General features: G+C 67.8%; 29 protein-coding genes. 20 read left to right on the top strand and 9 right to left on the bottom strand.

Annotated features, from left to right (window positions below; genetic code table 11):
* Positions 1–16: 16 nt before the first annotated feature.
* Complete coding sequence (locus tag BJ988_RS29555; protein ID WP_179661832.1) at positions 17–439, bottom strand: MerR family transcriptional regulator; 423 nt, start codon at positions 437–439, stop codon at positions 17–19.
* Complete coding sequence (locus BJ988_RS29550) at positions 436–759, bottom strand: hypothetical protein (RefSeq protein ID WP_179661831.1); 324 nt, start codon at positions 757–759, stop codon at positions 436–438. Before BJ988_RS29550 ends, BJ988_RS29555 begins: the two co-directional genes overlap by 4 nt.
* Positions 760–895: 136 nt before the next feature.
* Between BJ988_RS29550 and BJ988_RS29545 the strand changes: the two genes are divergently transcribed.
* Positions 896–1,273, top strand: coding sequence for an ArsR/SmtB family transcription factor (locus tag BJ988_RS29545; protein ID WP_179661838.1), 378 nt, complete (start codon positions 896–898; stop codon positions 1,271–1,273).
* The gene (locus BJ988_RS29540) at positions 1,270–1,995 is read left to right on the top strand and encodes a cation diffusion facilitator family transporter (RefSeq protein ID WP_179661830.1); all 726 of its coding nucleotides are present in this window, start codon (positions 1,270–1,272) and stop codon (positions 1,993–1,995) included. The genes BJ988_RS29545 and BJ988_RS29540 overlap by 4 nt, the downstream gene beginning before the upstream one ends.
* Positions 1,996–2,302: 307 nt before the next feature.
* Here the strand turns inward: BJ988_RS29540 and BJ988_RS29535 are convergent, their stop codons facing one another.
* Entirely contained in the window at positions 2,303–3,310 is a 1,008-nt protein-coding gene (locus tag BJ988_RS29535; protein WP_179659998.1) for an IS481 family transposase, read from the bottom strand.
* 591 nt (positions 3,311–3,901) lie between these two features.
* On the opposite strand from BJ988_RS29535, the gene BJ988_RS31630 reads away from it, so the two are divergent.
* The 5 genes from BJ988_RS31630 to BJ988_RS29510 all read left to right on the top strand — a co-directional run bounded on the left by BJ988_RS31630 (position 3,902) and on the right by BJ988_RS29510 (position 7,109).
* Positions 3,902–4,177 (top strand): MerR family DNA-binding protein, encoded by a 276-nt coding sequence (locus BJ988_RS31630; protein WP_179661837.1) that lies wholly within the window; start codon positions 3,902–3,904, stop codon positions 4,175–4,177.
* 200 nt (positions 4,178–4,377) lie between these two features.
* Positions 4,378–5,208: a sulfite exporter TauE/SafE family protein gene (locus tag BJ988_RS29525; protein ID WP_179661829.1), complete on the top strand. Its 831-nt coding sequence runs from the start codon at positions 4,378–4,380 to the stop codon at positions 5,206–5,208.
* Positions 5,209–5,401: 193 nt separating this feature from the next.
* Positions 5,402–6,196 carry a hypothetical protein gene (locus BJ988_RS29520; RefSeq protein WP_179661828.1) on the top strand — a complete coding sequence of 265 codons (795 nt, stop codon included), beginning with the start codon at positions 5,402–5,404 and terminating at the stop codon, positions 6,194–6,196.
* A gap of 129 nt (positions 6,197–6,325) precedes the next feature.
* Positions 6,326–6,508: a hypothetical protein gene (locus BJ988_RS29515; protein WP_179661827.1), complete on the top strand. Its 183-nt coding sequence runs from the start codon at positions 6,326–6,328 to the stop codon at positions 6,506–6,508.
* Positions 6,459–7,109, top strand: coding sequence for a tyrosine-type recombinase/integrase (locus tag BJ988_RS29510; protein WP_179661826.1), 651 nt, complete (start codon positions 6,459–6,461; stop codon positions 7,107–7,109). Before BJ988_RS29515 ends, BJ988_RS29510 begins: the two co-directional genes overlap by 50 nt.
* Before the next feature lie 53 nt (positions 7,110–7,162).
* On the opposite strand, the gene BJ988_RS29505 is transcribed toward BJ988_RS29510, so the two are convergent.
* Positions 7,163–7,591 carry a hypothetical protein gene (locus tag BJ988_RS29505; protein ID WP_179661825.1) on the bottom strand — a complete coding sequence of 143 codons (429 nt, stop codon included), beginning with the start codon at positions 7,589–7,591 and terminating at the stop codon, positions 7,163–7,165.
* A 229-nt stretch (positions 7,592–7,820) separates the two neighbouring features.
* Here BJ988_RS29505 and BJ988_RS29500 point away from each other — a divergent pair, with 229 nt between their 5' ends.
* The 8 genes from BJ988_RS29500 to BJ988_RS29465 all read left to right on the top strand — a co-directional run bounded on the left by BJ988_RS29500 (position 7,821) and on the right by BJ988_RS29465 (position 13,468).
* The gene (locus BJ988_RS29500; protein WP_179661824.1) at positions 7,821–8,327 is read left to right on the top strand and encodes an excisionase family DNA-binding protein; all 507 of its coding nucleotides are present in this window, start codon (positions 7,821–7,823) and stop codon (positions 8,325–8,327) included.
* Between the two features lie 41 nt (positions 8,328–8,368).
* Positions 8,369–8,956, top strand: a complete 588-nt coding sequence (locus tag BJ988_RS29495) for a PIN domain-containing protein (RefSeq protein WP_179661823.1) — start codon at positions 8,369–8,371, stop codon at positions 8,954–8,956.
* A 96-nt stretch (positions 8,957–9,052) separates the two neighbouring features.
* On the top strand, positions 9,053–9,625 hold the full coding sequence (locus BJ988_RS29490; RefSeq protein ID WP_179661822.1) for a hypothetical protein: 573 nt from the start codon (positions 9,053–9,055) through the stop codon (positions 9,623–9,625).
* Positions 9,626–9,632: 7 nt separating this feature from the next.
* Positions 9,633–9,899, top strand: a complete 267-nt coding sequence (locus BJ988_RS29485; protein ID WP_179661821.1) for a hypothetical protein — start codon at positions 9,633–9,635, stop codon at positions 9,897–9,899.
* A gap of 70 nt (positions 9,900–9,969) precedes the next feature.
* Positions 9,970–10,392, top strand: a complete 423-nt coding sequence (locus tag BJ988_RS29480; protein WP_179661820.1) for a hypothetical protein — start codon at positions 9,970–9,972, stop codon at positions 10,390–10,392.
* Between the two features lie 1,090 nt (positions 10,393–11,482).
* Positions 11,483–11,791, top strand: coding sequence for a DUF4326 domain-containing protein (locus BJ988_RS29475; protein WP_179661819.1), 309 nt, complete (start codon positions 11,483–11,485; stop codon positions 11,789–11,791).
* A complete protein-coding gene (locus BJ988_RS29470) occupies positions 11,788–12,807 on the top strand; it encodes a tyrosine-type recombinase/integrase (RefSeq protein ID WP_179661818.1) in 1,020 nt (339 codons plus the stop codon). Before BJ988_RS29475 ends, BJ988_RS29470 begins: the two co-directional genes overlap by 4 nt.
* Before the next feature lie 433 nt (positions 12,808–13,240).
* A complete protein-coding gene (locus tag BJ988_RS29465; RefSeq protein WP_218861835.1) occupies positions 13,241–13,468 on the top strand; it encodes a hypothetical protein in 228 nt (75 codons plus the stop codon).
* Between the two features lie 104 nt (positions 13,469–13,572).
* Here the strand turns inward: BJ988_RS29465 and BJ988_RS29460 are convergent, their stop codons facing one another.
* Positions 13,573–13,962, bottom strand: a complete 390-nt coding sequence (locus tag BJ988_RS29460) for a heavy metal-responsive transcriptional regulator (protein ID WP_179661817.1) — start codon at positions 13,960–13,962, stop codon at positions 13,573–13,575.
* A 105-nt stretch (positions 13,963–14,067) separates the two neighbouring features.
* On the opposite strand from BJ988_RS29460, the gene merA reads away from it, so the two are divergent.
* Genes merA through BJ988_RS29445 form a run of 3 tightly spaced genes read left to right on the top strand, consistent with a single transcriptional unit; the run spans position 14,068 to position 16,554 of the window.
* Positions 14,068–15,492: a mercury(II) reductase gene (gene merA, locus BJ988_RS29455; protein WP_179661816.1), complete on the top strand. Its 1,425-nt coding sequence runs from the start codon at positions 14,068–14,070 to the stop codon at positions 15,490–15,492.
* A 54-nt stretch (positions 15,493–15,546) separates the two neighbouring features.
* Positions 15,547–16,212: an organomercurial lyase MerB gene (merB, locus tag BJ988_RS29450; protein ID WP_179661815.1), complete on the top strand. Its 666-nt coding sequence runs from the start codon at positions 15,547–15,549 to the stop codon at positions 16,210–16,212.
* Between the two features lie 33 nt (positions 16,213–16,245).
* Complete coding sequence (locus BJ988_RS29445; protein ID WP_179661814.1) at positions 16,246–16,554, top strand: hypothetical protein; 309 nt, start codon at positions 16,246–16,248, stop codon at positions 16,552–16,554.
* A 260-nt stretch (positions 16,555–16,814) separates the two neighbouring features.
* Here BJ988_RS29445 and BJ988_RS29440 read toward each other — a convergent pair whose 3' ends face one another.
* The 4 genes from BJ988_RS29440 to BJ988_RS29425 all read right to left on the bottom strand — a co-directional run bounded on the left by BJ988_RS29440 (position 16,815) and on the right by BJ988_RS29425 (position 18,715).
* Positions 16,815–17,438 (bottom strand): hypothetical protein, encoded by a 624-nt coding sequence (locus BJ988_RS29440; protein ID WP_179661813.1) that lies wholly within the window; start codon positions 17,436–17,438, stop codon positions 16,815–16,817.
* Positions 17,439–17,521: 83 nt separating this feature from the next.
* Entirely contained in the window at positions 17,522–17,710 is a 189-nt protein-coding gene (locus tag BJ988_RS29435; protein ID WP_179661812.1) for a hypothetical protein, read from the bottom strand.
* Between the two features lie 34 nt (positions 17,711–17,744).
* Complete coding sequence (locus BJ988_RS29430) at positions 17,745–18,443, bottom strand: TetR/AcrR family transcriptional regulator (RefSeq protein ID WP_179661811.1); 699 nt, start codon at positions 18,441–18,443, stop codon at positions 17,745–17,747.
* Complete coding sequence (locus BJ988_RS29425; RefSeq protein WP_179661810.1) at positions 18,440–18,715, bottom strand: hypothetical protein; 276 nt, start codon at positions 18,713–18,715, stop codon at positions 18,440–18,442. The genes BJ988_RS29430 and BJ988_RS29425 overlap by 4 nt, the downstream gene beginning before the upstream one ends.
* 170 nt (positions 18,716–18,885) lie before the next feature.
* Between BJ988_RS29425 and BJ988_RS29420 the strand changes: the two genes are divergently transcribed.
* A complete protein-coding gene (locus BJ988_RS29420; RefSeq protein WP_343051853.1) occupies positions 18,886–19,821 on the top strand; it encodes a GntR family transcriptional regulator in 936 nt (311 codons plus the stop codon).
* Positions 19,818–20,483: an HAD family hydrolase gene (locus tag BJ988_RS29415; protein WP_179661809.1), complete on the top strand. Its 666-nt coding sequence runs from the start codon at positions 19,818–19,820 to the stop codon at positions 20,481–20,483. The genes BJ988_RS29420 and BJ988_RS29415 overlap by 4 nt, the downstream gene beginning before the upstream one ends.
* Positions 20,484–20,487 lie beyond the last annotated feature (4 nt).

Here is a 20,487-nt window from a genome sequence, read left to right as displayed (position 1 = left end):
TTCTTGATCCTCGTGCTCATGCGTCGGCCTTTCGGGTGGTGATCTCGACGAAGGGCAGCGGGCAGCAGTCGCTGCTCGCGCACTGGTGCAGGTCATCACAGCCGGCCTCGAGCGCAGCTCGTAGGTTGTCCCGGATCGCGGCGAGGTCGGCCATGCGGGCCTCGACCTCGAGGAGCTTGGCTTGGGCGCGCGCCTGGAGCCCGGAGTCGCGGCCGCGTCGGCGGCCCACCTCGATCAGGTCGGCCGCCTCGTCGAGGGTGAACCCGAGCCGTTGTGCGGCCTTGATGATCCGCAGTGTCTGCACGGCCCGCTCGTCGTAGAGCCGGTGGCCGCCGGGGCTGCGCTCGGGCTGTTCGATCAGCCCGCGCCGCTCGTAGTAGCGCAGCGTCTCGCGGTTGACGCCGGCCGCCTGGGCGACATCGTTGATCCGCAGGCTCACGCCGCCAGCTCCCGGGCTCGCTCGGCCAGTGCGTCGAGGATTTCCTGGCGGGCCGGCGGCACCGAGATGTCCAGGGTGAGGTCCTGGTCGGTGCCCTCGACGGTGAAGGCGAAGAACGAGCAGCACGACGTCTCGCGGGCCGTCAGGGCACGGACCCGCTCGGCGAGGCCGTCCTCGCCGGCAAGGCGCATCCGTACCTCGTCGCCGCGCCGCTCGACGCTACGGACGGTGGAAGCGAACAACGCATCGAACTCTGCCAGCCGCAATGGCCGCTCGGTGGTAGGCATCGTGCAGGCATCGGTGTTCAGCAAGGTCTCCATGCGGCAACCGTAAACCTGGACCCAGGTACAAGTTGCAAGTCGTCGGAAGGAGAGGGGTGTTCGGAAATCGGCCGTTTGCTGTCGCAGCAGGCCTTGACAAATCAGCGCCAATTGACTCTATTATCGCCGAATGGCGATGATAGAGAAGAGTGCGGCGCCGGTCGACGCGCATGAGGTCGACGAGGCGGCCGCTGGCCGGGCTGCAGCCTGTCTGTTCCGAGGGATGGGTGATCCCTCGAGAGTGGCGATCTTGCGCCATCTGCTGCTGGGTGAGCACAACGTGGCCGAACTGACAGCACACCTCGGCCTGGCGCAGTCCACGGTGTCCAAGCACCTCGCCTGTCTGCGGGACTGTGGCCTGGCCGAGTCCCATCCATCCGGGCGGTCCTCGGTCTTCTCCCTGGCGCACCCGCAGGCGGTGCTGAAGCTCTTCGCCGCGGCCGAAGAGCTCCTGGCCGCCACTGGCGACGCCGTCGCTCTGTGTCCCACCTACGGCGAAGAGGCGAACCGATGAGCACTCTCGCCGACCACGTGCACGCGGTGACCTACGTCGAGGATCCGAAGCGTCGGCAGCAGCTCGGCCGCCGTGCCCAGCTGCTTGCGGCCGCATCCGTGACCTACAACCTCATCGAGGCGGTCATTGCCATCAGCGCTGGACTGGTGGCCGGCTCGATCGCCCTGGTCGGGTTCGGGCTGGACTCGGTCGTGGAGGTCAGCAGCGGGCTGATCATCCTGTGGCAATTCCGCCACCCACTGCCCGAGTCCCGAGAACGGCGAGCGCTGCGCCTGATGGCGCTCTCCTTCTTCGCCCTGGCCGCCTATGTCACCTTCGAATCGGCTCGGGCTCTGATCGGTGGCCACGAACCCGACCACTCCACAGTCGGGATCGCCCTCGCCGCGGCCTCACTGGTGATCATGCCGTTCCTGTCGTGGGCACAACGCCGCACCGGCAAGAGCCTCGGATCCAACGCGGTGGTGGCCGACTCCACCCAAACCCTGTTGTGCACCTACCTCTCCGCGGTGCTGCTGGCCGGCCTCCTCCTCAACACCACCCTGGGCTGGTCCTGGGCCGACCCCATTGCCGGCCTGATCATCGCCGCCGTCGCCGTGCGCGAGGGCCTGGAGGCCTGGCGAGGAGAAGGCTGCGCCTGCGGCCCCACCCCTGCTGGCTCCATCCCCGCAGATTCAGCCAGCACGAGCTGCTCGGACGGATGCTGCGCCAGCGAGAAGGCGTGACCAGAAACGGCCGAAGTCGAACGCTCTCTCGGCACATCCCGGGGAGCGGGTCGGGGAGCAGGGGCAAAACGAGGACCGCGAGCCCCAGGTCTGTGCCGGGGCCCGCGGCCGATGGCGCACATCGTGGTGTCACGCTCCCGAGAAACTGCAGGGGAGTAGGCACCCAGACCGCACTATTGATGCGCCACGGTACCCACGCCTGCGCCTCGGATGCGCGAGGCCGAGGAGCTCGCGTGCGTCGCGAAAACGGCGAAGGGTCGCGCTGAGCACCTCAGGGCCGGTGGTGAGGCATGGGGGCGGGGCCGCTCTAGGTGTGATGCCCAGCCAGGTTGTTCAACCGGGTGATGGGTGCGGCCTTCCCGATTGCTGAGTGGGGCCGGTGGTGGTTGTATTCGTGGACCCATGCTGGCAGAGCCGCGAGTCGGGCTGACTCGGAGTTGTAGAACTTCTTGAATGCCCAGCCCTCGGCCAGGGTGCGGTGGAAGCGCTCGATCTTCCCGTTGGTCTGTGGCCGGTAGGGACGGGTCTTCTTCGGGACGATCCCGAGGTTCGCGCAGGTCTCGAGCCACATGCGGCTGCGGTAGCAGCTGCCGTTGTCGCTGAGAACCCTGGTCACGGTGACGCCGCGTTCTGCGAACCAGGCGACCGCGTTCTTGAGGACCTCGGTCGCGGTCTCCTTGGTCTCGTCGTCGTGGGCTTCGACGTAGGCGACGCGGGAGTGGTCGTCGATCACGGTGTGCAGATAGCAGGTCCCCGTCAGTGGATCGAACCGCTTGCTGCGCTGTCCGGTCCGCTCGGCGGTGAGGGCCTTGTTCCGCCTGCCCTGGTGGCGACCGACGTAGCGCCAGCCGCCGCCGTCGGGGATCTTGCCGAGCTTCTTGACGTCGACGTGAATCAGGTGGCCCGGCTTCTCGTGCTCGTAGCGGCGGATCGGTTCGCCGGTGGCCCGATCGATGTGAGTCAGGCGGTTGATCCGGCAGCGGACCAAGACGGCGTGAACGGTCGAGGAAGGCATGTCGAGTCGGCTGGCGATCTCGACCGGTCCGAGTCGCTGCTTCCAGCGCAGGTGCACGATCTTGCGGACCACGGGTGCCGGTGTCCGGTTCGGCTGATGGTGTGGCGCCGAGGACCGGTCCAGCATCCCGGCCGGCCCCTCGTCGCGGTAGCGGTCAGCCCACTTCTTCGCCGTACGCCAAGAGACGTCGTATCGCTCAGCGGCGCGAGCGGGCGGCCAGCCGTCCTCGACGATCAAACGGGCGAGTCGCAGGCGGGCGCGAGGGGTCAAAGCCGCGTTGGCATGGGTAGCGTGGGACATGAAGGCATCTCCTGGTGGCGGCACTGGTTCCTAGACAGCTCCACTCCACACCAGGGAGGCCTTCACCCATCTACACCTCAGATCGTGTCGTCACACGATCTCGACCAACGTGCCTGGGCATCACATCTAGGCCATGAACTTCAGAGCGGCCCCACGCGCGGGCCTGCCGCGACCACCTGGGTATGTGTGGCCTTTGCGAAGGGATGGCTTGGCCCGGCCTTGAACGTAGGCCGGACTGTCCGTCCTCGCAATCGCTATTGGTGCCAATACCCGATCGGGGGGAGGCCGCTGCCGTCCAGAATCGGCCATTTTCGAGCCCCCGCGGTACGCACGACCGCCACGCGTTCTAAACCCCCGTCCGCAACTCGGTGCGCTGAACCATCGCCCAATGCGTCACCGCGCTCAACGGGTTCGCTGAGGCCGGCTACGCCGCGGACACCGGTGGCCCCTGGGGCAGTCAGCCGCGCAGACTCGGCTTGGCAAACAGTGCTGGCTGGAAGGTCGCGACCGACGGCTTGACTCTGGAGTCGGCTCCAAGGTTTAGCGTGACCGCGCACCCCGGCCGGTTATCGCGAGTACGACGACGCTGCCATCGACCGTCTGAACTTCATCCAGGGCGCCCAACGCCTCGGCCTGACATTGACCGACATCCGCGACCTGCTGTCTGTGCGGGATACCGGCGAGTGTCCGTGCGAACCGGCCGAGCAACTGCTCGCCCGCCGGATAGCCGAGATCGACACCCAGATTGCCCGGCTGACGTCCCTGCGCACCGAGATGGCCGCCATGCAAGAAGCCCTTCCTGCCGGAGACTGTCCCCCGCCGACGCCGGGGACATGGCGCCCAACGAAGGGAGGTGACGACTCATGATCAAGCACGTGACCATCGACTGTTGCGACGATCCGACCTGCCCGCCCGAGGAGTGCGGCTGCGACTGCTGATCTCGCACGGGGAGGGGGCCACCCGCGGCCCCCTCCGCAGGCCGGTAGGACGGCGGTGCTGGGGCCAGTCGTCGCAAGTAGGGGTGAGGCTCGGGCCGGTGTCCGGCGTGGTCCGTCACACTGGCTTGCATGACTGCCGCTACGACATCGGCGGTGCGAGTCACCGCCCGCCGCCAGTCGGTGACATGGCCTTTCGCGGCCGGAGCGCTGATCGGGATCCTCGGTGGCCTCATCGGGCTGGGCGGCGCCGAGTTCCGGTTGCCGCTGCTGATGGCGCTGTTCGGGTTCGCCGCACTCCAGGCGGTCATCTTGAACAAGGCCATGAGCCTGGTCGTGGTGATCGCGGCGCTGCCCGCCCGAGCCTTCGCCGTCCCGTGGGACGACGTCGCCGGCCACTGGTGGATCGTGGTGAACCTGCTCGCCGGGTCCCTGGTCGGCGCCTGGGCGGCCGCGGGCTGGGCCACCCGGATGCACTCACGCACCCTGCACCGCGTCCTTGCCCTTCTCCTCGTGGCGATCGCCCTTGTGCTCGCCGGCACCCACTACGCCCAGCTCGGCAGCCTCGACCTCCCGCCGGCGGCCCGAGTCATCGCCGGCGTCATCGCCGGCGTGCTGATCGGCATGGTCGCCGCCTTCATGGGCGTCGCCGGTGGCGAGCTCCTTATCCCCACCATCGTCCTGCTCTTCGGAGCCGACATCAGGCTCGCCGGCAGTCTCTCGCTGCTGGTGTCGCTCCCCACCATGCTCGTTGCCTTCACGCGCTACAGCCGCGATGGTGGGTTCACCGTGCTCCGGCCGAACCTGCGGTTCGTGGCCCTCATGGGAGCAGGCTCCGTCGCCGGTGCCGTGGCCGGCGGTGTGCTGCTGCAGTACGTCGCTGGACCTGCCCTGATCGGGGCACTGGCCCTCATCTTGCTCGTCTCGGCTACCAAGGTGTGGCGCCATTCCGACGACACCTGAGCGGCGGCTCCGCAGAGCGGTCTGAATCATCACGTCCCCAGGGCCGCTTCCGCCGATAGTTACCTCTATCGGCGGAACCACCCCGCCGGGACCGCCGATAGAGCGGCCCGAGACTGTCGGTGCTCAGCGGTAGCGTCGCCGGCGACCTACCGCCGATAGTGCGATCCGCCGTCGATCGCAGAGGGGAACCGCCATGACCGCCCACCAAGGCGACCTGGAGAACTGCAGCCTGACCGGTGAGCTCACCTGGGTCGACAGGGCAGCAAGCGGTGTTTTCGCCGGAACGGCCTCCATGGCTCTCGGGGCTGGTCTCGATCCGGCTACGGCCTCAGCTGTGGCGCTGTTCGTCACCCCGGTCGCGACCGAGGCGCTGAATGCGATCCTCAGTCACCACACCAAGACGCAGTTCGCGAAGGCCGGCGCGGTTCTGAGCATCGCGGCCGACAGACGCCAGGTGGATCCAGACCAGCTTGCAGACCTGGCCGACAATCCGTCGAAGGAGTTCCTGGTGGCGACCGCCCTACGTGCTGGTGCGAACTCGACGATGCCGGCGAAGGTTGTTGCGTTGGGCAAGGTGCTGGCAGAGGGACTGTCCAACGACGACGCCAAGGTCGACACCGCCACGATGCTCGCACTCGCCTTCGGTGACCTCGAGGTAGCGCACATCCGTGTGCTCGACTACCTCGCCGGCGAGGCTGGTCCACACGGTCCGAAGAGGGCGGTGTCCGTCGTCGACTTCCTCGAGGCCAACCCGGGCTACGGATCTTCGATCTCGGCCATCGTGGCGACCCTTGAACGCCACGGGATTATCCGGACCGACGGAGAGCCGCTGAAGAACCTCGCATGGCGAGTCACGCACATGGACCACGCCCAGCTTCCGTATCGCTACGGCGTCACCGTGTTCGGGCACGAGCTACTGGCTCGACTCCGCGAAGCCGTCGATGGGCCAGCCGCGGTGCAGCCTCTCGCCGCTGAGGACGAGCAGTGACCGCGACCTCCAGCCGGCCCACGCTGCAGAAGCTCCCCAGTGCGTACGCCGCGCACCTGGAGCGCCTTCCGATCTCGGAGCACACCCGGCGCAGTTACGGCCAGGCGGTGACCCGGGTTCGTCGACTGGTTGCCGTTCCAGCTCAAGCATGACTACGACCAGGTGGTGGCCGACCCGATCGCGGCCACCCACGCGGTGCGCGACTACCGCCGCTACCTGCTCACCCAGCGCCGGCTGGGCGCCGAAGTCGGTCGACGCGGCGATGACCGGCATCGCGAACCTCTACCTGTGGTTCGGGATGCCGCGCCCTGACGTACGTTCCGCGGCCCCGAGCCGCCGGCCGGCGCCGCAGTCGCTCGAGGAGGACCAGGTGCGCGACGTGCTGCGCGCGGCCGAGCGCCGCGGGATCCGCGACCACGCCCTGGTCAACCTGCTCCACGCCTCCGGCGTACGCATCTCCGAGGCTGTCGAGCTCGACGTCGACGACGTCCCGTTCGGCGAGCGCAAGGGCATCGTCCATGTCCGTCTGGGGAAGGGCGAGAAGCCGCGCAGCATCCCGCTCGCCGGCCCGTCGTCGGCGCTGCGCGCGCTCGCGGCCTGGTGCGCCCACCGGCGCGACCAGCTCGGCATGCCCGACGACGCCGGCCCGCTGTTCGTCTCCCGCCGCGGCGAGCGCCTCGCCGAGCGCTCGATCCGCGACGTCGTGACCAAGGTCGGCACCGCGGCCGGCGTCGAACTGAGCCCGCACACCCTGCGGCACACCTTCGGCCGCGGCCTGGTCGACAAGGGCGTCGACCTCCCCACGGTGGCCACGCTGATGGGCCACAACGACGTCAACACCACCATGGTCTACACCGGTCCACGCACCGACCACCTCGAGGCGGCCACCCGGCTGATCGCGGTCGACTACTGAAGGAGCACCACCCGCGCGTACGCGCGGGTGGTGGCACCCGCGCGTGAGACGGGCTACTGGTGGTCCCGAGGAGTTTCCGGAGCAGGCAGCTCGGCCTTGATTCGCTCCCACTCCTTGTCCTGGTCTGCCTGCTCTTGCGCACGCTTCTCCAGGAGCCGGTCAACAGCCTCCTCTGAGTAGCCGGAGGCCTCGATCCTCTCGCCGTCTCGCTCGATGACGAAACGCTTCGAGTCGTGGCGCTTGATCATGGTGTTAATGACCGATGCGAGCGCCGCGAGCCCACCGCCCGCGCCCAGGGCCACGACCGCCTCAATGGCCAACTGCGGCCCCGAGGAGAACTCCAGCAGCTCGCCGTGAGCGAGATCGTGCTCGTCGAGCAGCGCTCGCACCTCATCGGCGATCGACGGAGACATGCGGAGGTTGAGCGAGCCGTCGCCAGGATGCCCGAGCGTTACGTAGAGCTTGAGCGTGTCGTCGGTCATCGAGAGCTACTCCTTACGGGCAGGGAAGGGGTTCGATAGAAGCCGGGACCTTGGTCCCAACCCTTAGCGACGAAGAGTAGTTACTTTTTCGTAAGTTTCGGAACTTGGGTTTCGTAAGTTTCGCAATTAGCCTAGCCTCTACTTCTACGAGAAGGTACGCGAGAACGTTTGGGAGAAGGTTCTCGTTTAGTTCCTAGCTCTCTTCCCCGTTGAGTCAGAGGTGAACAAGATGACCGCAGTTGCGCACGAGAACGCCCTCCCGAGCGAGGAGCTTGCCGAGCAGAGCGCCGAGGTTCTTAGTTTCATCAAGGCCCACGAGTCTCGGCACGGGAAGAAGCCGGAGCCGACCTACTTCCTCTGCGGCGCCGATGAGCACGACCGAGTCGAGCTGACTGAGGGCATCTACGAGATGTTCAAGGACCTCATCGGCGCGCTGGCCGAGCGGAAGTCGGTTCAGATCCTTGCGCTCGACCAGGAGCTCACCACCCAGCAGGCAGCCGAGCTCCTCGGCCTGAGCCGACCCACCGTGGTCAAGCTCATCAAGTCGGGCGAGATCCCGGCACACGTCCCCGGGGTGAACCGCCGCAAGCTGCGGCTCGCCGACGTCCTGGCCTACAAGGACCTGCTCTACAAGCAGCGCAACGAATTCATTGCTGAGTCCTCGGCCGCCTACGAGGTCGACGAGGACCTGGTCGACGTCGACGATCTCATCAACGAGGCGCGTAAGAACCACTGAAAGCCCGGTCGAGTGTCGGAGGTGTCTGCGACACTCGACCGGTGTTCCGCGCTGTTCTCGATACCTGTGTGCTCATCCCCAGCATGCAGCGCGATTTCCTGCTCCAGTTGGCCACCGAGGGTGCCTACTCGCCGCTGTGGGGGAGCGGCATCATCACCGAGCTCGACTACGTCCTGGAGCGCCTCGACCAGGCAAAGGGCCGTGACCCAGAGGAGAGCGCGAAGTACCGCCAGCACCTGCTCGAGCAGATGACGCGCTACTTCCCTGGCTCGACGATCGAGGCCCCGAAGACGCGCGAGTACCACTACGACATCGCCGACCCCGACGACGGGCACGTCGTCCATGCAGCGATCATCGGCAAGGCCGACGTCATCGTGACCAGCGACCAGCGAGCTGGGATGGAGACTTCGTCGGTTCTGGCTGAGGCCGCTGTCGACGTCCTGTCTGCCCATGACTTCGCCGCAAACACGGTCGCCGCCCACCCTGAGGCCGGCGCCCGGGCGGTCCTGGCGATCTCTACGCGGCTGAAGAACCCTCCACGCTCGCCAGCGGAGCTGCTCGAGCTGCTCGCCACAAAATGCAACATGTCCGAGGTCGCCGAGATCCTTTTGCCGCTGTTCGCCGACTGACAGATCCTGCGTTCCCCGCACCCAGCGGCCGCTGGTGTTCGAGTGGGCTGGGCCGACTTGGCAACTGGACCCCCAAGGAGCCGGCCAAAACTGTCGGTGCTCGTCAATAGGGTGCGGGGTATGACGAATCTGGCAGGGCTGGAAGCAGCTGACGAGTTCGATGAGATCGCAGAGGCTGGTCAACTCGAGGAGCCGGCGGCCGACCAGGTCGAGGAGCCGGCAGAGGCCGACGAGATCGAGTTTCTGCCTCCGGACAACGGCGATCACCAGCTGCGGCAGTTGGTCGCGGCGATCAACAAGAGCCCCGGCCTGGAGGTCCCGTTCACTCTTCACGTGGGCGGCGGCATCGTGACGGGGAGTCTTGTCTCGCTGAGGACGTACGCAGCAGGGGTCGCAGAGACAATGCGAGCTGCGAACCCTGATTCGCCTATCGGCGACGCGCTGGCGGGATACTTCGATTCGATGGTGGAGGAGCACGAGGCCGCGCGCGACGAGGACGAACATCCCGACGAGTGGGTGAACACGCGCTGCGTTCACCTGCGTGACGCAGTGTTCTGCGACTCGAAAGGCAACCGCGGAACGACGATGCCGTGGTGGCGTGGCCGGATCGGCGCTGTAGCTGGCTGGAGCATCGGGTTCAGGGGCGACCCCGACGATCGGGCGAACTGAGCCGGACATGCCTGCTGATCCGGACCTCATGGAGGAGATCTACGCCTTCGCCCGCGCCCGCGCCGTCGAGCGCACCCAGCGGAAGGGCATGGATCTCCAAGCTCGCCAGTTCGCGACCTCCGACCTGCGGTACCTCCAGACCGCGTACGCCAAGACCAAGTGGGACGGGACCAATGCCGCGATCTCGGCGGCCATCGACGTGTTCCGCAAAGCAGCGATGAGGGATAGCGACCACCCGGACTACGACCCGATCTGGACGCTGCCCGAGAAGTAAACTTGCCCGTGGGGTCGCTGCGCTGGCTCCTACCGTCCTTGAGAGGGCTGTAGGGCCTGGAGGAAGCCCAATGACCACACCGCGCCCGCGTCCCGAGCTCTCACGAACGGACGGCATCACCGCCGCTCGGCTGACCGGCACCGCCCAACGTCATGCCCGTGCCGGCCGCGAGCTCACCGAAGACCAGATCGCCACCGCGATCGCCGAGCTGCTCGGGATCGCCACCGAGCCCTACCAGCCACCGCGGCGCGGCCGACCTGGCCGACGTCGCCGGCTACGCCTCGACCCGCTCGAGCACGCCGCCGGCGGCCTCCTCGGAGGCTGGCTTCACAGCGACGTCTCCGGCTGGGACGGCCGCGCAGCCGCGCAACTCCTGATCCGCGCCGGCGCGGATCCCAAGACCGTGCAGGCGTACGCCGAGGACGTGTGTGAGCGCCGAGACCGTGAGCAGGGTCTGTCTGGCATCGGGAACCCACAGCCCCCACACCGGTAGCCCAACCAGCGCGGCTACTTCATCGTCGAGCGCACCTGTACGGGGCTCACGACCGGGCGTGCTGGCCGCGCGGGTGGCGCCTGACGGTCATGACTCCCGACAGACTCCATGGCGCCCGCCAGTTCATCGTCGCAGTGCTGAGTGCGGCCGGACCGCCCGCTCAGCTGTCGTGCCAGAAGTGGGTCAGCGCCAGGACCAAACGACCCACCCCGACCACGAAGTTCGCGAAGGCCAAGCCTGTACGGATTCGGCCCGCGCGGTCCTCTCTGCGGCACTCTGGGCTGCCAGACCGGCCGACGTGCTTATCATTGTTTGTCATCACAGTTCCTACCTCGTGAAGGGCTGGAGCCTGCGAGACATTTGCGGTCATGAGTTGCAGCTCATGACCGCGTCTCGCATTTGGACCATGGTCTTTCATCTCACGCGTATGCGCATCAGGTGCCGCGGGGTTTGATGCGTTTTGCCTGGTGGCACGCCGACTTCGTGTCAACCCGTGGCACGTCGTACCGCCCTGTCATCAGGCAAAACGCAATGGCTTAAGACCATGAGCGGGGTCTGGCTGAGCAGCGAGAACCCGCCGCCCGGGTGGTCCACCCGGCGCGGCTACTTCAACCAGAACACCTGCTCCCAGACCATCGCCGGCGCGTACGATCATCTTGTCCGTGGGGTCGCTGCGTGGCATCTACCGTCCTCGAGAAAGGCTGTAGGGCCAACCGCCCAACGTCACGCCCGCGCCCACCCCGAGCTCACCGAAGACGAGATCGCCGCCGCGATCGCCGAGCTGCTCGAGATCGCCACCGAGCCCTACCAGCCACCACGCCGCGGCCGCGCAGCTCCTTATCCGCGCCGGCGCGGATCCCGTGACCGAGCAGGTGCACGCCGAGGATGTGTGAGTGCCGAGCTCGTGAGCGGGGTCTGTCTGGCGCCGGGAACCCGCGGCCCCAACACCAGTAGTCCACCGGCGCGGCTACTTCAACCAGAACATCTGTTCCCGGTCGTGGTGACCTCGACGTTCGCGGATGACATGATAAGTGTCATTATCATGTCATGATTTGGTGACTGATCTGGCGCGACCGAGAGGGGTTCCGAGGTGGCCGGCAAGCGACTGCAGCAGTCTCGTCGACGCGGTGGGCAGCTCCCCGCAGGCGCGAAGAGCGTCGCCGGCACAAGCCGGTGGGCCAACCCGTACCGGCCGACCAGCGGCCACCGATCGCCCGAGGCCAACGCGGCCGCGGTCGCGGCCTACCGCGACCACCTGTCCGAGCACCCCGAGCTCGTCGACCAGGCCCGTGAGGAGCTCGCCGGCTACGACCTGGCCTGCTACTGCGAGCCCGACCTGCCGTGTCACGTCGACGTGCTCCTGGAGATCCTCGCCGCGGGCACGGAGGTGCGGCCATGAACGAGGACATCGACCAGGGCGACCGTGAGGCGGAGGCCGTGACGGCCGCGAACGTCCCCGAGGCGGAGGTCGAGCCGGTCGCCGGCGAGATCGTCGAGGCCACGCTCGACGACGTACGCGCGACGTTCCTTGAGCCGCTGTGGCAGCTCCCGCGCGAGCAGCGCGCGGGAGCGCTGAGCCAGCGCTTCCTGCTGAGCTACTCCGGGCACACCCGCCGGGCGTACGGGCTCGATCTGATCGACTGGTTCAGCTGGTGCGCCAGCCTCGGCATCGACCCGCTCGACGCGAACCGAGCCGCCGTCGACGGCTACCGCCAGCACCTGGAGACCAGTGCGGCACCGGCGACGATCGCGCGCCGGCTCTCGACCCTCGCCGGCTTCTACAAGTACGCCGTCGCCGAGGGAGTGCTCGCTAGTTCCCCGCTCGAGCACGTGAAGCGGCCCGGCATGCCGGCCGACTCGCCGACCTTGGGTCTGGACCGCGTCGAGGCCAAGGCGCTCCTGGCTGAGGCCGGGGAGCACTCCTCGCGCGCACTCGCGCTGGTGGCCCTCCTGCTGCACGACGGTCTGCGGATCTCCGAGGCGCTCAACGCCGACGTCGAGGATCTGGGGTCGGTCCGCGGTCACCGTACGCTCAGCATCACCCGCAAGGGCGGCGCGCGTCGCGACGTCGTGCTCGCGCCGGCGACCGCAGCGGTCGTCGACGCCTACGTCGGAGACCGGGGGCCCGGCCCGGTGTTCACCACCAAGAGCGGCAACCGGCTCGACCAGCCCGGGGCCTTCCGGCTGATCCGGCGGATCGCGAGGGCGGCCGGGATCGAGCACGCCGACCGGATCTCCCCGCACAGCCTGCGGCACACCTTCGTGACCCTCGCCCGCGAGGCCGGCGTCCCGCTCGAGGACGTCCAAGACGCGGCCGGCCATGCCGACCCGCGCACCACCCGGCGCTACGACCGGGGCCGACACAACCTCGACAGGCACCCGGCTTACACCCTGGCGGCCTTCCTCGCCGACTGAGATGACCACCGAAAGGGCGGTCTGGTCCCTGGGCGCGCCGTCGCGACGTACGCGGATCTTCACGCAGGACCGTTCAGTCCCAGTGCCCCTGCTCCTTGGGGCACTCGGGCACGCCGCCTACCTCGAGCTCCGGAAAGGCCTCGTCGACGGTAGGAGCTGCGGGATCGTACCGAGGAGCGTTCACGCTGCTAACCGGCCGGATTCGGAGAGTCCTGCCTCCCGGCGAACGCCACTCGATGACGTTGACCATCGCTCGCCTGACGTCACTCCGGTACCAACGATCGTGATCGTAGAACTGGATTAGGCCGCAGTTCTCGCAGGGGCTTTCATCAGCTGGTCCTGTGATGAAACCCCACCGATGGTTGCGCCGGCCCCGCCCTCGCCCTGGCTGAGGACCGACGCCGCAACATCTCCCGCAAGACCAAGAAAGGCCTTGACGCTGCACGCCGCCGAGGACGCGTCGGCGGCCGACCAACCGTCGTCGACGACGACAAACACCGCGCGATCATCGCCCGCCGCGCCGAAGGCCCAGAGCCTGCGGACCATCGCCAGAGGCACCGGAATCAGCCTCGCCGTCGTGCACCGCGTCACCACTGAGCATGAGACCCAGAACCACTCCGAGCCGCCTGAAACCGCCTCGGAACCGCTCCCAGCGAACTGACAAGCATTTCGGGACGACCCTGGTCGCCTCGAAATTCACTCAGCGTCGATCTTCTGCGTCGATCTGAGGCCCAGTCGTTCGCCGCCAGCCGTGGAGCTCCGGGCCTACAGGTAGCGGCAGACCTGGTCGGCGGTGCAGGTGTCGGGCTCGGGGTCTGAGGCTTCGTCGCGAAGGGTGGCGAGGTTGTCGTGCAGCGCGGTCAGCTGGGCGATCTGTTTTTCGATGTCTGCAAGGCGTGCGTCGAGCAGGTCACGGACGTGGCCGCAGGGGGCCTGGCCGTGGTCGCGGATGTCGAGGATCTGCCGGATCTGGGCCAGTGTGAGCCCGGCCGCCTGGCCGCGGTGGATGAAGTCGATACGGGCAACGGCCCCGGACGTGTAGTCGCGGTAGCCGGTCGGGGTGCGTTCGGTCGGCGGCAGCAGGCTCTGGTCTTCGTAGAACCGAAGGGTCTTGGTGGTGGTGCCGGTCTTCTCGGCGAGCTCCCCGATCCGCATCCCGTTCTCCCATGTGTCGCAGGTCGCTCTTGACCTTCCCCTGTACTGGAAGGTCCAGTATTGCCGCATCAGATGAATTTCCCAACCAACCGGAGAGGTATCGCGATGAGTCCGACGTACGACCTTGCAGTGATCGGGTCAGGTGGCGCAGCGTTCGCCGCAGCGATCCGCGCGAGCGGGCTGGGCAAGTCGGTGGTGATGGTCGAGCGCGGCACGTTCGGCGGCACGTGTGTGAACACCGGGTGCGTGCCGTCGAAGGCCCTGATCGCTGCCGCCGAAGCACGCCACGTCGCAACGGACGCGGGTACCCGGTTCCCGGGCATCGCTGCCACCGCCTCCGCGGTAGACATGCCGGCGCTGATCGGCGGCAAGCAGGACCTGGTCGAGGCGCTGCGCGATGAGAAGTACGTCGACGTCGCCGACGCTTACGGGTGGCGCGTCGCGCAGGGCGAAGCCTCGTTCACTGGGACCCCGGAGGCGCCGCTGCTTCAGGTCACCGCAGCCGACGGCAGCGTCGAGGTCATCGAGGCCGCCCACTACCTGGTCGCCACCGGCGCGAAGCCGTGGACCCCGCCGATAGAGGATCTGGAGGAGGTCGGCTACCTGACCTCCACCACGGCGATGGAGCTGACCGAGGTGCCGGAGTCGCTGCTGGTACTCGGCGGCGGGTACGTGGCCCTCGAGCAGGCCCAGCTGTTCGCCCGTCTGGGGTCGAAGGTGACTCTCCTGGTGCGGTCCCGGCTGGCATCGAAGGAGGAACCGGAGGTCTCCAAGGCACTGGCCGAGGTCTTCGCTGACGAGGGGATCCGGGTTGTGCGCCGGGCCCAGCCAACGAAGGTCACACGCGATGACTCGACCGGCCAGGTAGTCGTGACCGCGACCGTGTCCGGGGGCGTGCAGGAGTTCAGCGCCGACCAGGTTCTGGTGGCGCTGGGCCGCCGTCCGGTCACCGACGGGCTCAACCTCGAGGCGGTGGAGCTGAAGACCGGCGAGTCAGGGGAGATCGTGGTCACCGACCAGTTGCAGTCCTCCAACCCGCGGATCTGGGCTGCCGGAGATGTCACCGGGCACCCCGAGTTCGTCTACGTCGCGGCCTACCACGGCACGATGGTGGCCGAAAACGCTTTCGCCAGCGCCGAACGGTCGGTGGACTACACCCGCCTACCGCGGGTGACGTTCACCAGCCCCGCGATCGGCGCAGTCGGGATGACCGAGGCCCAGGTGCTCGGGGCCGGGATCCGCTGCGACTGCCGGGTCCTGCCGCTGGGCTACGTGCCCCGGGCGCTGGTCAATCGCGACACTCGTGGGTTCATCAAGATGGTCGCCAACGCCGATACCGGCGAGATCCTCGGCCTCACCGCGGTCGCTAAGGACGGCGGCGAGCTCGCTGCGGCCGGCGTCCACGTGCTCGGTAAGACCATCACAGAGGTCGCCGACTCGTGGGCCCCGTACCTGACCATGGCCGAAGGCATCCGGATCGTCGCCAAGGCCTTCACCACCGACGTCTCGAAGCTGTCCTGCTGCGCCTGACCCCGCGCACCAGACAGCCCACGCCACCCACTTACGAGAAGTGAAGGAATTGCAATGTCGAACCTCAGCATCGACCTGACTGACCGGCTGGCCAATACCGAGGAAACCGGCCTCGACGCCGGCCTGTTGATCCCGCTGCTGCGGCTGCTCGTCGACGGCAACCCCGTCACCGTCGAGCAGCTCGCCACCGCATCGGGCCGAACCGTTGGCGACGTACGCAGTGGCCTGGGCGCCGTGCCGGACACCGAGTACGACGACCAGGGCCACATCGTCGGTCAGGGCCTCACCCTGCGCCCGACCCGCCACCGGTTCACCGTGGCCGGTGAGGAGCTCTACACCTGGTGTGCCCTGGACACCCTGATCTTCCCCGCCCTCATCGGGCGACCGGCTCGCGTCGAGTCGGTTTCGCCCGTCAGCGGCGAGACGATCCGAGTCACCATCGACCCGACCGCCGGCACCACCGTGGTCGAGCCAGCAACCGCGGTGGTGTCCCTGGTCAACCCCCGCCAGATCACCTCGATCCGCTCCATGTTCTGCAACCAGGTGCATTACTTCACCTCTCCTGAGGACGCCGCCGACTGGCTGGCTGGCCACCCGGGCGCCGAGATCGTCTCCGTCGCTGAGGCATACCAGATCGGCATCGCTCTCAACGCGAGCTTCCATGACCGAGCTCAGGCCGAGTCCGTCAACAACACCGGCTCCCCCGCCTGCGACTGCTGACACCAATCGCCATTGGACAGGACCGAAACACCGATGAAAGACAACCGTGGCCACCGGTCTGGAGGCGGCGGCGTGCTCCTGGGTGTGGGCGCCGCGATCCTTATGATCGCCTGCTGCGCGCTCTTGCCCCTCCTGATCGCCGGTGGCGCCATCGCGGGCCTCGGCGGCTTCATCCGCAACCCGTGGGTGGTCGGCGTCGGGATTGCGGTGCTGGTCCTCGTCGTGATCACGAGCGCCAAACGACACCGCCGCTCCGACGACCACGACTGCTGCCCGCCCGCTCCGCCCACCCTGCCGACCCGGAACGACGACGCCGACACGAAGGACGACCAGAACCGATGAAGGTCACCCAGATCCGCCGCACGGCCCTCCCAATGGCCGCGGCCCTGGCAGCTGCGAAGCCGCCACCGCCGCCGAGAACGCCCTGCGGACCACTCACGGCGCCACAGGCAGGCACCGAAGGGCCTGCGCCCGGCCCGCAGCAGGGAGGGCGCTGCTGCTGACCAGAGGCCCGGCCAGCCTCAGTTAGCGTTTCAATCCTGGTCCGATCCTTCTCGACCCCGTACTTTGCCCCTGGGGACACGTTCGGGAGTTCCGGGCCGTCATGCTCCGTGTGCCGCTCGCCGCTGCCGCGCGAGCTGCTTCCCGTAGAACCCGTCGGGTGCCGAGATGATGCGCCTCGTCGCGTCCTCGATGTTAGGTCGCTCTTCGTAGACCGTCTTCATCGTCTGGCACGGGCAGTCCAGGGTGCCGCGGCCGAGGGAGATGCACGTCTTGCAGCGGACCAAGACGATGTCATCACCGTCCTCGATAACCTCGCGGTAGGGCACCAGCTTGCAGTCGTCGTAGGGGTCGACGAGGTGGAGCAAGTCCACTCGCATCTCTCCGCAGCAGGTGCAGCGGCTGCCGCGGATATGGAGCGCGGCGAGCTTCCGCAGCCGCGCACGGCGCTTGGCAAGAGGAGTGACGATCGTCGGTGTCACCGCTTGGACCGAGGCGATCGCGGCCTGGGCCGCGGGCACGAACTCATCGCTGGGCGCGAGATGGATCGCAGCTCGCAACTCGCCAACGGCGACATCCATCGCCGGCGACAGTCCGTCGAGCTGGTCGGCGAGGTGGGTCAGGAACGCGACCAGGTCTTCCACGTCCTGCCGGAGCTTCGTGACGACGTCGATCATCTCGACGACTTCGCTGTGCAGCTGCTCGACGTTCTCAAACGGTTCCAAGATCGATCCCCCAAGGATGCGGACGTACCCGAGTGCGACTCGCGAAAATCGTCTCACGCTGTACGTCCGTTTGCACCCCGGCTCTAGCAGGGCCAGGTGCTGAGCCCGAGCAGTTGCCAGCCTTCGGGGACCCGGGCGTCCACGGCCTCGCGCGCTTCGGCGTAGGTCGCGCGGGTAACGGTGATCTCCTGGCGCTGGCCGTCGTCGACGCCGTCGACGGGCTTAGGTCGTGCCTTGGCGTAGAGCGTCACCAGGTCGGATTCGGAAGCCACGAGTAGATCGTACGTCTGTTCGGTCCCGGCCCGCTCAGTGCAGCGGCTCGTCATGGAAGGCCTCGAGCAACTGCGTCGCGGCCGACGAGGCGGCCATGATCTGCTGGTCGTCGCTGCCGCACATCCGAAGGCAGGTGGTCGCCACCGCCTCGGCCATCCGGGGGCCGGCGGGCTCGCCAGCGCAACGCACGTTGATTACGGTGTCGACGACCTGGACGAGCATCTCGCCCAGGCTGCGTCGACCGACGAGGTCGACGATCGTGGCTCGCGCGATCGAGGCGCCAAGGCGACCGTAGGCATCGACGAGTTCGGACCGGTCGTTGCGGAACTGCTCGAAGGCCGCGCTGCTGGTGACGTCGGGGAGGCGGGAGAGCACGCCGATGTTGTTGGGCGCGGTGGCCAGGGTGCGTACGTCGACCAGGGCGAGGAGGTAGAGCGCCGTCTCGTGGGTCTCGGGTGGGACCAGCTGCTCGATCTTGTCGATCTTGTCGACCGTAGGTCGCACCGACCGCTCCAGCAGCTCGGCGAGGATCTCGTCCTTGTTCGCGAAGTGGTAGTAGAGCGAGGCCTGCCGGATCCCGACAGCGTCCGCGATCTCGCGCGTCGAGGTGGCCGCGAAGCCACGCCCGACAAACAGCCGCGCTGCAGCGTGGAGGATCTGCTCCCGGGGCGGTGCGTCGCCGCCGTACGCGATGTGTCGCGGCCGACCAGGTCGACCACGCCGCGGCGTCATCGGGCACCTCCCTGCAGCGCCAGGTCGACGACACCGTCGCGCTCATCCTCGTGACCATCGGAAGCCACGCTGTAGTCGTGGCTCTTGCTGGCCACCTCGCGGTGCTCGCGGGTGACGGTCCGATACTCGTCGAGGACCAGCTCCTCGGGAGCGGCGCCACGATCGAGCTGGTTCGCCAGCGTGAGCGCAAGCGCAGCCCGCGCTCGCCTCGCCGACTCCGTCTGCTCCTGGCGGCGCGCGCGGAGTGCCGCGCCGGCGTCTGCGGCCCACATCAGCTGGCCGCCGTGACATCAGAAGTGCGCTGGTTGGTGCTCAGAACTCTCATGGGTCTACACCTCGAACTCGGGCTATCCGGTTGTCCTTACTTCATCTTGCCTAGCCTGGCTAGCCAAGTCAATAACGATTGGTCTATTCAACCTAGGCAAGTTGTTACGCTGGTGCGGTGAGCCTTGACCCCGACGACCCTCGACCGCCGTATCAGCAGATCGCCTCGGCGCTGCGCGCCGCGATCCTGACCCGCAAGATCGGGCCGGGCGAGAAGCTGCCGAGCCAGCACGAGCTGAGCCAGACCTACGGCGTTGCTCGGATGACCATCCAGCAGGCGCTGCGAGTCTTGAAGGACGAGGGCCTCACCGTCTCGCGCCAGGGCAGCGGCGTGTTCGCTCGCGTACGTACCGAGCGACCCGTCGGCCTGCGGCCGCACATCGAGGCGGCCTTCGAGGCCGAGCACGTCACCATCGACTTCGTGGGCTACACGTCGGAGACGTTGTACGGCGTGCTCGCCGAACCGCTGGACAAGGTCCGCGCCGGCCGGCTGACGCCGAAGTCGCTGCAGATCCGGCTGCTGCTCTCGGACATGAGCCGGCCGCTGTCGCTTCCCGTGCTCGCCAACAACCGGCCCGAGGACTCAGCCGCGGTCCGTGCCCGGATGGCCGACATCAGCGCTCGCTACGCCGGCGCGCTGCACGAGAGCGTCCTGGAGCTCGCCGACCTCGAGCTCATCCCCGAGGCGAGCATCGAGACCCGCCTCCATGGCACGGCACCCTTGTTCAAGGCGTTCATCATCAACGGCACCGACGTCTTCTTCGGCTTCTACCCCGTGGTCGCTCACGACGTACGCATCGACGGTGAGACCGTTGCCATCCTCGACCCGATGGGCAAGGATGCCGCGATGTTCCAGCACACTGATGACGGCGACCCAGAGGCCGCCGATACGCAGTTCGTCGACCAGACTCGGCGCTGGTTCGACAGCATCTGGACCACGGTCGCGACCGAGGAACAGAGGTCACTACGACACCGACGACCTGAGGATCGTGCGCACGGCGAAGGAGCTCGCCGAGTTCGGGAGACAGGCGCGCCATCTGCCGCGCACCAGTGACCACCGCGGCCAAGCTCCTCGCCGACGCCGAGGCGCTCCTGCTCGACTTCGACGGGCCCCTTGCTCGGCTGATGCCGACGCCGGTCAACGCGCGCGCCGCGGACGCGGCTCGCGAAGTCATCGGCCAGCTGGACCTTCCGCCGGCGATCGCCACGACCACCGACCACCTGGCAGTCCTGCGGCACGTCCTCGAGCACCATCCCGAGCAGGTCGCTGAGGTCGAAGAGGCCTGCACCCGGGCCGAGGTCGCCGCGGCTCGCACCTGTGCCCCGAGCGTCCACGCCACGAACCTCTTCGAGCTCATCAGCCGCCGACGCATGCCGGCCGCGGTCGTGAGCAACAACTCCGACCAGGCGGTCATCGCCTTCCTCGAGCGCCACGGCTGGACCCGACACGTCGCCGTGCTCTCGTGTCGTCGCCCCGACGATGTCGGCCGGCTGAAGCCGGATCCGTTCCTGGTGCAGCAAGCGCTGCGCTCGCTCCGGGTCGACCCTGGCGAGGCGCTGTTCCTCGGCGACACCACCAGCGACGTACGGGCCGGCGCGGCCGCCGGCGTCGGCGTCCTGGCGTTCGCCAAAGACGAGCACCTCCGCAGCGAGCTCACGCGCGCCGGCGCGGCGGCCGTGACAAGCCTCGGTGATCCCCGAGGCCTCGAAGCGTAGACTC

The organism is Nocardioides panzhihuensis (assembly GCF_013408335.1).
Taxonomy (GTDB): Bacteria; Actinomycetota; Actinomycetes; order Propionibacteriales; family Nocardioidaceae; genus Nocardioides; species Nocardioides panzhihuensis.
The sequence above is the reverse complement of the archived record's forward strand: the minus strand, read 5'-3'. Positions and strand labels throughout refer to the sequence as shown.

Excerpts from the sequence above, each read along its gene's own strand:
- BJ988_RS29510 (WP_179661826.1), top strand. The coding sequence starts at position 6,459 with ATGACCGGCATCGCGAACCTCTACCTGTGGTTCGGGATGCCGCGCCCT.
- BJ988_RS29545 (WP_179661838.1), top strand. The coding sequence starts at position 896 with ATGATAGAGAAGAGTGCGGCGCCGGTCGACGCGCATGAGGTCGACGAG.
- BJ988_RS29520 (WP_179661828.1), top strand. The coding sequence starts at position 5,402 with ATGACCGCCCACCAAGGCGACCTGGAGAACTGCAGCCTGACCGGTGAG.
- BJ988_RS29470 (WP_179661818.1), top strand. The coding sequence starts at position 11,788 with ATGAACGAGGACATCGACCAGGGCGACCGTGAGGCGGAGGCCGTGACG.
- BJ988_RS29460 (WP_179661817.1), bottom strand. The coding sequence starts at position 13,962 with ATGCGGATCGGGGAGCTCGCCGAGAAGACCGGCACCACCACCAAGACC.
- BJ988_RS29505 (WP_179661825.1), bottom strand. The coding sequence starts at position 7,591 with ATGACCGACGACACGCTCAAGCTCTACGTAACGCTCGGGCATCCTGGC.
- BJ988_RS29550 (WP_179661831.1), bottom strand. The coding sequence starts at position 759 with ATGGAGACCTTGCTGAACACCGATGCCTGCACGATGCCTACCACCGAG.
- BJ988_RS29535 (WP_179659998.1), bottom strand. The coding sequence starts at position 3,310 with ATGTCCCACGCTACCCATGCCAACGCGGCTTTGACCCCTCGCGCCCGC.
- BJ988_RS29525 (WP_179661829.1), top strand. The coding sequence starts at position 4,378 with ATGACTGCCGCTACGACATCGGCGGTGCGAGTCACCGCCCGCCGCCAG.
- BJ988_RS29540 (WP_179661830.1), top strand. The coding sequence starts at position 1,270 with ATGAGCACTCTCGCCGACCACGTGCACGCGGTGACCTACGTCGAGGAT.
- BJ988_RS29500 (WP_179661824.1), top strand. The coding sequence starts at position 7,821 with ATGACCGCAGTTGCGCACGAGAACGCCCTCCCGAGCGAGGAGCTTGCC.
- merA (WP_179661816.1), top strand. The coding sequence starts at position 14,068 with ATGAGTCCGACGTACGACCTTGCAGTGATCGGGTCAGGTGGCGCAGCG.
- BJ988_RS29425 (WP_179661810.1), bottom strand. The coding sequence starts at position 18,715 with ATGTGGGCCGCAGACGCCGGCGCGGCACTCCGCGCGCGCCGCCAGGAG.
- BJ988_RS29485 (WP_179661821.1), top strand. The coding sequence starts at position 9,633 with ATGCCTGCTGATCCGGACCTCATGGAGGAGATCTACGCCTTCGCCCGC.
- BJ988_RS29430 (WP_179661811.1), bottom strand. The coding sequence starts at position 18,443 with ATGACGCCGCGGCGTGGTCGACCTGGTCGGCCGCGACACATCGCGTAC.
- merB (WP_179661815.1), top strand. The coding sequence starts at position 15,547 with ATGTCGAACCTCAGCATCGACCTGACTGACCGGCTGGCCAATACCGAG.
- BJ988_RS29480 (WP_179661820.1), top strand. The coding sequence starts at position 9,970 with ATGACCACACCGCGCCCGCGTCCCGAGCTCTCACGAACGGACGGCATC.
- BJ988_RS29445 (WP_179661814.1), top strand. The coding sequence starts at position 16,246 with ATGAAAGACAACCGTGGCCACCGGTCTGGAGGCGGCGGCGTGCTCCTG.